Consider the following 13,239-nt stretch of genomic DNA (forward strand, 5'->3'; position numbering starts at 1 on the left):
GTTACGCCTGCCCGTTAATGAATAGACGCTATATCAACAGGCTCTTCCTATATAACACGACATACAGCGCTAAATGACCAAGCAAGAAGGTGCAAAAGTATGAATGCCGTCCCGACAATGATTGATGTCGATATGAATTAGGACTAACATTACGCCACTGAAATGCGAATGTATAAGCAAAACATTGAGTTAAGTTGCACAGAATTTATGAAAAAGCCGAATCTGACGTCCAATGATATCGCCAAAGAGCTAGGTGTTTCCCAATCGATGGTTTCTCGCGCCTTTAACCCGAATGCCAGTATTAGCGACGACAAACGTGCTTATATTTTGGAGGGTGCGGCAAAGTTGGGCTATAAGCCTAACGCGTTAGCGCGCAGCTTAATCTCTAAACGTTCTGGGCTCATTGCCATCGCCTTGGACAGTAGCGCCAACCCAATGTATGACTTGCAAGCCCGTATGTTGGCGCTAGAAATACAGGCAAAAGGCGGCCATGCCATTCTCTGCCCTATCTCCAATGGCGATCTTGATTCTGCCATTCAAAGAGCGTTTGAATATCAAGTCGATGGTTTAATCATTGCCACCAGCCGATTAAGCAGTCACGTCATTGAGCAGTGCGAAAAATATGGGGTATGTTTAAGCTTTATCAATCGATACATTGGTGACGTCAGAGCCAACAGTGTGGGCCTTGATAATGATGATGCAGGCAATCAAGCCGCTGACTACTTTTTCAAAAAAGGCTGTTCAGTGTTCGCGTTTGTGGGTAGCGAAGAAGGATCCATGACCTGTGAATTGCGTTGGAATGCCTATCGCCGCAGAGTCATGGAACTGGGATTAGCAGAGCCGATCAGAATACCTGCGTCATTCGATATTGAATCAGGCATGCAAGCCGCCGAACAATTGATCAACAGCAACCATAACGTTGATGCCGTTTTCTGTGCCAACGACATTATCGGTATTGGGTTCATTGAAGGGTTAAAAGCACATAATCATACCGGTTATAAAATTATCGGTGTCGATGATATCCCGATGGCATCCTGGCCGTCTTACCAACTGTCAACAATCAAGCCACCGACAGATCGCATCTGTCAGTCTGCCGTCGACGATCTGTTTGACCGCATTCACGGCAACAACGAAAAAACCGGCGAGTATATTTTATTTAAAGGCACCATAGTTGAACGCGCATCTTAACCGATAACCGTCATGCCTCTTTTCTGGATAGTCGAACATCACTTCACTTTAACGATGATGCTCGACTACTCTCCCCTTCTTAGCACCGCTCAAATAAAATTCCATCATTCCACCCGCCTCTCGTAACCTCAAGATGCCCTCGGTATGAGGACTTACCGGATAGGCCTTCCCTTTGGCCCACATGGCATTCCCGCTCAACACTTGCAATCAATCTACAAAACAAACAATAAAACACAATTTTAACAAATCAATTACAATGCGAGCATTTTGATTGACTGGATACGTTTTATCCAACACTTGGCATTCTCTTCCATTACTGCTCTGTTTACCCCTCACTTGTCCAATTACCGACCAGTTATCGCTCACAAATCAGACCAAACCAGATAATGTAGGTGATAAGCATCACACTAAAGAGGTATGTATCGCCATAAATTGCCGTATTCTGATTTATGTCAATAAATGCGAAAATGCAATCGACTAAATTTCTTTGCATACGTAGGCAAGGAAGCACCAATCAAAATGACTCTCTGTAACAAAACACACAATGACAAACTGCATGGCAATGTATTCAATATCCAATTGTTTACGCTCGATGACGGGCCAGGCATTCGTACAGAGTTGTTCTTAAAAGGCTGCCCGTTGCGCTGTCAGTGGTGCGGAAATCCCGAAAGCTTTAAGCACTATATTCAACCTGGCATCTATACGAACAAATGCATTGGCAAAGAGAAATGTGGCGCATGTATCGACGTCTGCCCTGACAGCAGCATGCTCACGTTTGTGGACGGTAAGCTGACGGATATTGACCGCAGTAAATGCACTAACTGTTTGAAATGTCATGACGCTTGCCCTTCCGATGCGGTCAAACAATGGGGCAATACCCTGTCTATTGATGAATGCATGAAAATCATTCGTAAAGACAAAGGGTTTTATCAGCGTTCTGGCGGTGGTGTCACCGTGTCTGGTGGCGATCCTATTGGTCAGGCTGATTTTGTCGCCGAACTGTTCAAAACATGCCAAGCAGAAGATATCCATACGTGCCTAGAATCCAGCTTTTATGGCAAGTGGTCGCAATTAGAAAAAATCCTGCCGCATACGAATTTGGTCATTTCCGACATTAAGCATATGGATACGCAAATCCATAAAGCCTATACCGGTGTGTATAACGAGAGAATTTTAGCCAATCTCAAAAAACTGGCGGCAGAAAACATCCCGTTCATTTTACGCATTCCGGTCATTCCGAACGTGAATGATGATGATAAGAATATTCAAGCAACCGCTGACTTTATTGTGAATGAATTAGATAACAAAGTCAGAACGCTGCAACTCTTAAGCTTTATGCGTCTTGGTGAAGAAAAATATCAATCATTAGGTTTGCCATACCCAATGACAGATATTGTTTTTGAAAGACCGGCATTCCAACAAAAGATCAAAAAGATCGCCGAGTACTTCAACAGCCGAGGTATTCATTGTGTTGTCGGGACCAAAGAAAAGTAACCGGAAATCATCTAACAGTTAATAGCTTAAGAGAGCGATTAACTGTCGAATGAGCATGACGCTCACATTCGCAATAAATGTAATAACAAAGAGGGTGGCGCTTATCTTCTTTCTTATTGCATTTAATAAAATATAAGGATGTTACATGTACGAAGCAGTAGCAAATAAGCAAACGACCGCCGCTCGTGGTGTTGATGCGTTTGATAAAGTCTATGGTCTTGGGTATGAAGTCGGACACGATGACTGGTCACCGTACCCGCGTGTTAACTATCTGCGCCAAACCTTTTTAGATCGCCCGTACGAAATTGATGTCGAGCGACTACGTTTGGTCACCGAAGCATTCCAACAGCATGAAGTCGCGCCGCGTATTTTGCAAAGTGCGTATGCCTTTGAAAATATCCTGCTTAACACCACCCTTCATATTTATGACCAAGACCTTATTCTTGGTGAGATCGCCGCGCCGGCCAAAGCCTCTCCTATCTACCCAGAATTTTCTGTCGATTGGATCATTGACGAGATCACCAACTCGCCATTTGAAGAACGCACCAACGACCAATTCTATATTCGTAACGATGAAGAACGTGCTGAAATTCTAGCGCTTTGTGCGTATTGGAAAGGCAAAACAGTGAACGAGATGATCACTGCCACGCTTGACCAAGACCAGAAAAATGGCTCTCACATCGGTGAGAAAATCTTCCAAACCAACAACTACCATTTTGCCGGTATCGGCCACTTCGCCATGGACTTTGCGAAGTTGATGAACGAAGGCTTTGACGGTGTTATTCAACAAACCGAAGACGCGTTAGCGACACTGTCTAAACGCGACCCGGAATTTGCCAGCAAGCGTGACTACTACAAAGCCACACTGATCACCCAAAACGCAGCGAAACAATACATCACCCGTTACGCTGATTTGGCCAACCAAATGGCAGCCAATGAGTCGGATGAAACCCGAAAACAAGAACTATCCACAATGGCAGAGAACTGTTACCAAATTGCGGGCGGCGTACCACAAACCTTCTGGCAAGCCGTGCAGTTGTTTAACTTCGCGACCACACTGACCCAAATTGAAGGTAATGGTCACTCGATTTCTTACGGCCGTATGGATCAGTGGTTGCACCCTATTTACTTGGCAGACACGCAAAACAACGGCACATCGAAAGCGTTCATTCTTGAACTGCTTGAAGTGCTTTACGTCAAGATGAACAACCCAACCAAGCTGAAAGACAAAGGTACGGTACGCGTGCGTAACGGTCGTGGTTTTGGTGGCGAAAGCTTAACGATCGGCGGTATCGATACGCAAGGCAATGATGCGACTAATGATCTGACCATGCTGATGCTAGAAGCTTCTGTCCATACGCGCATGATGAACCCGTGGGTATGTGTACGTATGCACGAAAATACCCCTTACGAACTTAAAGTCAAAGTTACCGAATGTATCCGTGCCGGTTACGGCCACCCGAAACTGTTTAACGATGCACCAGCCATCAAAGCGATGCTTGCCAAAGGCGTGACACTGGAAGAAGCGCGTGATTACGCCGTGGTAGGTTGTGTTGAACCGACCATTCCGGGCAAAGAACACGGCTGGCAAGATGCGGGCTACATTAACGCTGCGAAGATGATGGAAATGGTGCTTAACCACGGTCGTCTGGTTGCGGGGCCAAATACCGACCTTCAGCTCGGGCCGGATACGGGCAGTTTAGAAACGTACCAATCGTTTGATGAAGTGCTTGCCAGCGTCGATAAGCAGTTTGAATTCTGGTGCGATCAGCTATGTAGCTGCCTGAACATCACCGATAAAGTGCATGCGGCACTCAAACCCACACCGTTTATTTCTGCGTTCTTCGAAGGCTGTATCGAATCGGGTCGCGACATGACGGCAGGCGGCGTGAAATACAATGGCATCGGCCCTCAAGCAGCGGGCATTGCGACCTGTGCGGACTCGTTAGCGACCATCAAAAAACTGATGTTTGAAGACAAGTCATACACCGGCACACAGTTGCTGGAAGCCCTGCGTGATAACTGGGAAGGTCACGACAAACTGTATGCACTGGTCAACAGCACCAAGATCCCACACTACGGTAATGATATCGACGAGGCCGATGAGCTATTCAAATACATGTTTGAATGCTACTGCAAGAACATCGCCGGCCGTCCAACCGTTCGCGGCGGCACCTTCAGCCCTGGCGTTTACACCGTTAATGCCAACGTGGGTATGGGTCTGTTCATGAACGCCTCACTGGATGGCCGTAAAGCACAAGAGCCTATTTCAGATAACATGGGCCCGGTGCACACCGCCGGTGGTTCGCACGACTATGCCGGTCCGACCGCTGTGGTGAACTCGGTCACGAAGGTGGATCACAGTAAAGCCACCAACGGTACCCTGCTGAACCTGCGTTTCCCGGAAGATTCAGTGGCCGAAGTTGAAGGTCGAGACATTCTGATCAGCTTTATTGATGAATACATGTCTAAACACGGTATGCACGTGCAATTCAACATCATGAGCGCCGACAAAATGCGTGCCGCTCAGAAGAACCCTGAACTGTACAAAGACATGCTGGTACGTGTGGCAGGTTACAGTGCTTACTTCGTTGAACTGGGCAAGCCGTTGCAGGAAGACTTGATTTCTCGTACTGAGCTTCGCTTCTAATTTCATCATCTGACATACAACGAGGAGGATAGCGGGCCTATCCTCCTAACGTGGAGAATCTCTCGTGGATTTCGCTTTTAAACTCGACTACTTGTTGGTTGGTCTAATGCAAGTCATTGGTTTCTTTATTCAGGGAACCACAGGCTTTGGCTGTACCGTTATCGCCGCCCCAATCACCAATGGCTTACTGGGTACCACCATGGGTGTGCCTTACGGTACCGCCATTACTATCCCGTTCTTGTACTACTTGGCGATTAAAGGCCGTAAAGATATCTCTTGGCAAGATCTGGGGAAAATCGTCTTGCTTTGTGCGCCGGGCATTCTTATCGGTCAATACCTGTTCTACCAAATCAGCCCTCAAACCGCCAAAGTGCTGATCGGTGCCATGGTAACGGTGATCGCCCTGATGAACCTGCACAAATACGTCGTTAAACCGCTGGTGATCAAAGAGATCGAAGAAAATGAAGTGGCTGACACACTTGTGAAGCGCATCTTCCGTTACGGCTGTTTGATTCTGGGCGGTATCGTTCACGGCGCGTTTAACATCGGTGGACCACTGATCACGGTGTACACGCTGGAAGCGGTAAAAGACAAGAAGAAATTCCGTAACACTATGACCATGCTATGGGTGGTACTTAACTCTTGGAACCTGTTTAACCAACACCAAAACGGCGCGTTTACCAGCGAACTGAACAGCGCACTGCTCGTAGGCCTTCCGCTTGCAGGCATCGGTTTCTTCTTCGGCATGCGTTTCCTAGAGAAGATCAACCGTGAGCAATTCCTACGTATCGTGTACGTGGTACTGCTGATCATCGGTTCCAATATGCTACTGAGCAACATTCCATGGACGGCTGACAGCAAGATGATGACCATCGTCGGCACCGTGATTGTGCTATCCGGTTACGCATTCAATGTATTCAAAAAACGCAAAGTCAATATTGAGAAGGTGCAGGTGCTGTAATGTCGCGCCGCCTCATCTAATTCGTTTACTCAGCATTATTTATTCAAACAGTTTACCTACCCCAAGCCCCATGTGGCGACGGGTAATTATTTTAAACCTAACAAGCGCGACCACACGGCGTGCTTGTTAGTTAAGGATCATGCAGTGAAAGACTTTAATTTTAAAATTCCACAAAACATTGAATTTGGCCTGGGCAGCTTGAATAAGTTACCGGAAATTCTGAGCAACAATAACTCCGATCACGTCTTTTTGATCTCTGACCGTGGGCTTGAAAGCCTTGGCGTTGTAGCAAAAGTACAGGCAATCATCGAAGCGGGCGGCATTAAATGCACCTCATATTTGGATGTGAAGCCTAACCCGACCATTACGATCGTGAATGAAGCCGTTGCCCTTTACAAAGAATGTGGCGCGAGCAGCATTGTGGCACTCGGCGGTGGTAGCCCGCTCGACGTAGCGAAAACTGTGGGTATTTTGGCGAAATTTGGTGGCGACATTAAACAGTATGAAGGTCTGAACAAAGTACCGGGCCCTATCGTACCGATGATCGCCATTCCAACAACCGCAGGCACAGGCAGCGAAGCAACAGCATCGTCTGTTATTACAGATGAAGCCATTAACTATAAGTTCTCTGTGGTCAGCTACGAAACACTGCCTAAATACGCGATTTTAGACCCACAACTGATCATAACCGCACCGGCATCGATTGCCGCTGCTTGTGGTGTGGACGCACTGATTCACGCGATTGAAGCGTATGTGTCGAAAAATGCCTCGCCGTTTACCGATACGATGGCAGAAAAAGCCATGCAGCTGATTGGCGCGAACCTGCGTAAATTCGTGGCCAACCGTGAAGATGAAGAAGCCGCATGCGCCATGATGGTCGGCAGTAACTTCGCCGGTATCGCCTTTGCATGGGCGCGTCTGGGTAACGTGCATGCCATGAGCCATCCAGTGAGTGCCTTCTACCACGTACCACACGGTGTCGCGAACTCCATTCTGCTGCCGACCGTCATGAAGTTTAATGCAGTGGCAGACAAAGGCCGCTATGAAGTGATCTACAACTACATCCGTCAAGGGGATAAGCCTGCCGAACACTTCACGCCAGACATGCTCATCGAAGAAATCCAGCAGCTAAACGATGACCTCAACATCCCAAGAACCCTGTCGGAAGTAGGTGTGAAAACCGATCTTATCGAAGAGATGGCTAGAGACGCGATGAAGAGCGGCAACGTGCTGTGTAACCCGCGTGAAACCACGCTTGAAGATATGATCGAACTGTACAAACAAGCGATCTAATCGACCCTTTGTGCTCTCGCCAGTCACTGACAATGGCGGGAGCGCAATGACAAAAATTCAATATATAACCTCTTATTCTTTCGGCATATCCGAGCGGGCATCACGCGGACATCACGACTCGAGAGGTTATAAGTGGAATTTTTTGAGATGATATTTTATGAAAAGAGAACATGGTAAGGAGCAACCGTATATAGCGGCGGGCCCCTTTAAAATCAGGGTGCCTTTCATTCACGTCGGTTTTGAAAAAGTCGATTTCATGCAGGGCCTACTGCTTTGTGCCGTCTGTTTAGGCATGATCCCCATCCTGCAAGAATACTTGGGTATGCCGTTTGAAGTCGCGATGACCATTGTCGTCATCAATGGCCTACTCTATTTCCTCCACATCACGCTGGGTGATCCCATCATCCCAGGGTGGATCACCCCTGCCATCCCTATCGTCATTTTATACCTCAACCAATATGAAATCGGGCCAGAACGCGTTCTCGCGCTCATTGCCTTTCAAATCTCACTCGGTGTACTTGCCATTCTGTTGGGCGTAGCTGGCTTAGGGCAGCGCGTCGCCTCTATAGTGCCCGATGCGATGAAATCAGGCATCATTATTGGTGCAGGCATCGCCGCCGTTAATTCGGTACTCGTTGATGGTGGCCGTTTTGAGCAAGCGCCTATCTCTATCGTCATTTGTACCGGTGTCGGCTTCTACTTGTTGTTCTCCAGCCACTTTAAGAGCCAACGAAACCACAACCGATTCACGCAGTTCCTCGCCGATTTAGGATCACTGCCTATCATCCTGCTGGCAATTGTCGTCGGGCCTTTGGTCGGTGAAATCCCTTGGCCGCAACTGGAATGGGGCTTTACCACCCTCGCCTTTGGTGAGTTATTTCAAAATTGGACAATCTTCGGCTTAGGCCTTCCGCCACTACAAATGTTCGTGATGGGTCTGCCTGCTGTCGTTTCGACGTACATCATTTTATTTGGTGATGTGATCCAGGCGAAATGCCTGCTAGAAGACGCCGGTAAAAAACGTCCTGATGAGAAAATTGATTTCAACGCCAACCGCTCCAACATGATTTTTGGGGCGCGCAATGTGTTAATGGGTATTTTCGGCCCCACCATTACCTTATGTGGCCCGCTCGCAGCCGCCATGCAAGTGGTGGTGTGTGAACGCTTCAAACTTGGCCCGAAAACCATGGATTCAATCAACAGCGGGGCTATTTCCTACCGTTATGGCACTTTAGTCGGTTATTTTTTACTGCCGATTGTAACCTTGGTGAAACCGGTATTGGGCATCGCACTGGCCGCCACCCTACTGATCCAAGGCTTTGTGTCGTTCCGAGTAGGCGTCACCAAATCAAAAACCGTGAATGACTTAGGCATTGCGGGTGTGATGGCAGCCGTCATTGCCACCAAAGGCGCTGCGCTAGGCTTAGGTGCAGGGATCATCCTGTGTCTGTTCGTGAATCTGGGTAAAAGCCAACGCCATGAAAGTGAAATCGCAGCGGAATTAGAACCGTCCAGGGAAAGCGATAACGCGAAAGCCAGCCCCGCGAAGCTCAATTCAGCCAAAACAAGCATGGCAAGTAGTCGCTAAAGTTTACAGCTAGTAGTAGTGATATTTGTCTGGCTCGTAGAATGAGAAATGCCCCAGTGATGTCTGGGGCGTTTTGTTTCCATAGAGGTGTTATTTCTAAGTTGTGTTTATTTTGTATTGCCGCTGTCTGTAGTGGCATAGTTAATTTGGCTGACCTGCGTCAGTCACCGATCAATTTACGAGCATGCCTTAAGTCTCTGAACAGGTGCTCCTGTAAACATCCGTCCCTGAACTTGCAGTTAAAACTTTCGATATAAGCATTTGGGGTTGGCTTACCCACTTGTATCAACTTCAGAATAACATCATGATTGTAAGCCCATTGGTCGAGAGCTTTACCCGTAAACTCCGATCCCTGATCTGTTCGAACAGCCTCAGGATAACCACGGAAAGCTGCAATAGCTTCAAGTATCGTGACTACCTCATCCCTAGAAATTCCTGATGCAACAGTAATATCCAGGCATTCCTTCGTGAAGTCGTCAACGATATAGTGAGGCATTTTAGCCTACGACCATCACTAATGAGCATCCATGACAAAGTCTATTGACCAAGTATGATTAAGAAGTGGGGGAAGTAAAAGTGGCTCTCGCCCGACACATAATGACTTCCTTCGCTTCCGTTTGCGAACTGCCAGCCCTGCCTCTTTGTATAACCGAAAAACACGCTTGTGGTTAACCTCAATCCCTACCCGCCTGAGAAAGCGGTGAATACGGCGACATCCAAACCGTTTTCGCTCAAGGACCAGCTTTTGTATGCAAACTAATAGCTTCACATCATCCTCTTTATTTTGAGGCTGTTATCTCATCGATGCGCGATTTATTCCAACGAGCAGACAGGCTTTGCGCTCCAAAATCATGGTGACTTCCTGCATAACATGCACAGCCTTGCGCTTGTCTTCAACGGTCAATACTTTTGGTTAAGAGCCGCCTTCAAAGCATCAACATCCAGCATGGACTCTGCTAGTAACTTCTTGAGCTTGGCATTTTCATATTCCAATGCTTTCAAGCTACAGGCATAAGAAATATTGTGCTTGCGGCATAATTCTTTGACGGACAAACCAGCCTCAGCTTCCTTGAGAATGGCAATTACCCGCTGTTCATTGAATCATTTATTCATATTCACCTTCCTTCTTATAATATGAACATTACTAAGTTATGGCTGGATTAGAAAGTGGGGAGCAGGTCAACCGCTATCAACCTGACAAGCGTAACAATTGTAGAAGATAGTTCAGATAGATTTAGTCAACAAAGCCTGTCACATTTACTAATCATGGTGTTTCATGATTATTATAAACAAAACTCATTTTTATTGAGATAAATCATTGAAATATAGAACCAAAAACATCATAAATGGCTAGCAACTTAACGAGGTATTATTATGCAGCCATATTTTGAGATTAACGGATTTAGTCACCGTTTCTTTGAACTAACACAAGGCTTTACTTGGGAAATCCAAGGTTTTATCGACCAAAACAATAACGTACTACCAATTGACTCTGACACTAAAGTTCTGAGTACGGTTTTTGAACGTTTTGCTAGTCCAGCACTACGTTCTTTGGCTGCTGAGAAAGGCTATGTTGTTGAAACTGCAAACCAAACAACTTATCCAGACTTCACTCTAACTAAGTATGATGCTTTTGGAAATGTAGAGCATCGCATTGCACTTGATATTAAATCTACCTACATCGAACCAAAAGTACCTTTTGGCTACAAAAAGACCAAAATGACCCTTGGCAGCTATAACTCATTCATTCGTAACAACACAAAGAACATCCTTTACCCATACAATACTTACCATGAGCATTGGGTACTAGGCTTTGTGTACATTCGTAATGAAGCATTTGAAGAGTACACGCTGGAAAATATCCCAACTCGTGGTCAGATCCGTTGTCCTTACTCGGTACAATCTGTCTTCATTCGTGAAAAGGTTGATTTGACTGGTATTCGTGCTGGTAGTGGCAACACGAAAAACATTGGTTCGGTCGAGATCGATACACCTAATGGCTTTGAAACTGTAAATGGACCGTTTACTCAGTTCCGTGATAAGAAAGGTGCTTGTGATTTCTACTGGGCAAATTACGAAGAAGCCAAAGAACAGATTTTCGACTGGCACTCTTTGTACAATCATCCAGAAATGGCAAGATTCAAATAAAACATAGGGGAGCTTCTGCTCCCCTTTTATCATGCTGGTTTTGAAATGATGATTAATTCTTCATTTGTGTTTGTTTTACTCAATGCATACTTGTACTCGCCAGCAGAATGAATCTCGGCTATACGACCTTTAGTTGACATTGCCTTTGCTGCTTCTTCTGGTACTGGTAAGCCATCACTTCTATAGCTAAAAACAATTGTTGCATTAGGCCAGCGTTCACAGATCGCCGAAAGCTCTTTCAATGCGCTATCTGGCTTTAACCATGCACTAGGTTTCTTTGTGATCGGTTTATGAGGGTATTTACCATCACCATTATCGAACAACGAGTAATCACAAAGACCCTCTAAAAAATGATAAAAGTTACTGTAATCAACAGGTGTGCCTTTACCATTGATGTATGGCGGATCGAGATAAATCAAGTCGAAATCATCAGCAAATGATTCTAAATCTGCTGAGTTAAAACCTGTTGTGTACTTGCTTAATGTATCAGTAGTTTTAATAGGATACTTCTTCAATTCATTGATACACTTGATTGCGTGATCAATCATTGGTGTATCCCAAGTCTTTTTATTACCAAAAGAACGTTTAACTTCTTTAGTACGCATTTCTAAATTTGCGCGATGGAAAAGATTGTATGGACGTTTCTTGGTTAACGCTTGACCAATAGCATAGATGTATACAGACTTTGCAAAATCGTCGTACTGATGAATGTTTTGACAGAATCGGTCAATCTCATCATTTTCAGAATCAATAAAGTAAATACCTTTATAGTTCTTTGATACAAGACCGTCATCTGACAAAGGTAAGTTATACAGCAAATCTTCTAAATCAGACTGCGCATTCAAAGCATTCAATCGTTCGAGGTCAAATTCTAAAAATACTTTCGCTGTATTTTGGTTATACAACATGAAGTCATTTGAGCTAACGTTCTTGCCTAACGTTCTAAACAAGAGTGATACGACACCAGAGCCACTAAACATATCTAATGCATTGTTGTACTGGATCGTGCTCAATGCTGTTGCTAGTTCTGGTAGGATTTTACGTTTTGAGCCTTGGTAGCGAGTCGTAGGGAACTTAGGTAGATCCACTGCTTTGATTTTAAGGGCATTAACTCCACTATCTGGTACTGCACAGTCGATAGTAAGCTGCTGATTTTCTAACATTTCTTACCTAGTAATTAAGATATTTAAGTGGTAGCATTATAATCAAAACTTGACAACATTGATATACTTGGTTCCATCTCTATGAAAAATCTACACTTTCTACTTAGATACAGTGATAAGCTGTCCGATGCTGACACCATTGCTGAGCACTCAGCCGTCATTGAAGCTAATGGCAGTGTTTGGATGGGTAAATTCGGAATCGGTATGAATCAGAGCTTTGTTAAAACTGCCAAGCTACAACTAGAGCGTGGCGAACAGTGCTACTTATACCTAATGCATGGTTCAAAATTCACTTGTAGAGCCAACATCATTGACGTGATCGCTGGTAGCACGAGTAAGACTGAAATCTCTTCAAAAGAACCACATCTGACACCTGCTTATTACCGAAAAAAGAAGTGTTCGATCTGGTTTAAACTCTCAGCAATTGAACCGATTGACAAAAAAGAGCTTAAACATCTTTGGTTGTACAACAACCCATCATTTCACCCAAGTTCTGCTGGTATGAGAGGATTGATTTACTTGACGTATAATGATCAACCAGCCCCCGCACCAAAAGAGAAAAAGCAACAAAAATTAAGCATCTACACTGAAGGCTTATTTGATTAACGGCAAACAAAATCGGATATTTGACTTCAGTAAACCAACTAGCCCCTGTATGTACACTACTCATCAAAGCAAATTATGTTGATATGCCCCTTTAAAAGGGACACCAAACTTAAAGGAGTGTAAACATCCTAATGCCGTTCACTTAAGG

10 protein-coding genes and 1 pseudogene are annotated in these 13,239 nt (G+C 45.3%); 8 read left to right on the forward strand and 3 right to left on the reverse strand.

Annotated features, from left to right (window positions below; translation table 11 throughout):
- Window positions 1-207 precede the first annotated feature (207 nt).
- From ABT58_RS10430 to ABT58_RS10455, 6 genes are all read left to right on the forward strand, one after another.
- A complete protein-coding gene (locus tag ABT58_RS10430) occupies window positions 208-1,188 on the forward strand; it encodes a LacI family DNA-binding transcriptional regulator (RefSeq protein WP_082211066.1) in 981 nt (326 codons plus the stop codon).
- A 519-nt stretch (window positions 1,189-1,707) separates the two neighbouring features.
- Window positions 1,708-2,682 (forward strand): (2S)-3-sulfopropanediol dehydratase activating enzyme, encoded by a 975-nt coding sequence (gene hpfH / locus ABT58_RS10435; protein WP_047874347.1) that lies wholly within the window; start codon window positions 1,708-1,710, stop codon window positions 2,680-2,682.
- A 145-nt stretch (window positions 2,683-2,827) separates the two neighbouring features.
- Window positions 2,828-5,332: a (2S)-3-sulfopropanediol dehydratase gene (gene hpfG, locus ABT58_RS10440; RefSeq protein ID WP_047874348.1), complete on the forward strand. Its 2,505-nt coding sequence runs from the start codon at window positions 2,828-2,830 to the stop codon at window positions 5,330-5,332.
- 64 nt (window positions 5,333-5,396) lie between these two features.
- A complete protein-coding gene (locus ABT58_RS10445) occupies window positions 5,397-6,293 on the forward strand; it encodes a sulfite exporter TauE/SafE family protein (RefSeq protein ID WP_205625318.1) in 897 nt (298 codons plus the stop codon).
- Window positions 6,294-6,437: 144 nt separating this feature from the next.
- Entirely contained in the window at window positions 6,438-7,586 is a 1,149-nt protein-coding gene (locus ABT58_RS10450; RefSeq protein WP_047874349.1) for an iron-containing alcohol dehydrogenase, read from the forward strand.
- 157 nt (window positions 7,587-7,743) lie between these two features.
- Window positions 7,744-9,174, forward strand: coding sequence for a hypothetical protein (locus ABT58_RS10455; RefSeq protein ID WP_082211061.1), 1,431 nt, complete (start codon window positions 7,744-7,746; stop codon window positions 9,172-9,174).
- A gap of 169 nt (window positions 9,175-9,343) precedes the next feature.
- On the opposite strand, the pseudogene ABT58_RS24375 reads toward ABT58_RS10455, so the two are convergent.
- A pseudogene (locus ABT58_RS24375) lies at window positions 9,344-9,916 on the reverse strand (DDE-type integrase/transposase/recombinase); the annotation flags it as partial.
- A 158-nt stretch (window positions 9,917-10,074) separates the two neighbouring features.
- The gene (locus ABT58_RS24565; RefSeq protein WP_373300237.1) at window positions 10,075-10,257 is read right to left on the reverse strand and encodes a hypothetical protein; all 183 of its coding nucleotides are present in this window, start codon (window positions 10,255-10,257) and stop codon (window positions 10,075-10,077) included.
- Between the two features lie 291 nt (window positions 10,258-10,548).
- On the opposite strand from ABT58_RS24565, the gene ABT58_RS10470 reads away from it, so the two are divergent.
- On the forward strand, window positions 10,549-11,322 hold the full coding sequence (locus ABT58_RS10470) for a type II restriction endonuclease (protein ID WP_047874350.1): 774 nt from the start codon (window positions 10,549-10,551) through the stop codon (window positions 11,320-11,322).
- Between the two features lie 29 nt (window positions 11,323-11,351).
- On the opposite strand, the gene ABT58_RS10475 is transcribed toward ABT58_RS10470, so the two are convergent.
- Complete coding sequence (locus ABT58_RS10475; RefSeq protein WP_047874351.1) at window positions 11,352-12,485, reverse strand: DNA adenine methylase; 1,134 nt, start codon at window positions 12,483-12,485, stop codon at window positions 11,352-11,354.
- 81 nt (window positions 12,486-12,566) lie between these two features.
- On the opposite strand from ABT58_RS10475, the gene ABT58_RS10480 reads away from it, so the two are divergent.
- Window positions 12,567-13,091: a hypothetical protein gene (locus ABT58_RS10480; RefSeq protein WP_047874352.1), complete on the forward strand. Its 525-nt coding sequence runs from the start codon at window positions 12,567-12,569 to the stop codon at window positions 13,089-13,091.
- Window positions 13,092-13,239: the final 148 nt, after the last annotated feature.

Origin of the sequence: Photobacterium aphoticum (assembly GCF_001029435.1) — a bacterium.
GTDB classification, from domain to species: Bacteria; Pseudomonadota; Gammaproteobacteria; order Enterobacterales; family Vibrionaceae; genus Photobacterium; species Photobacterium aphoticum.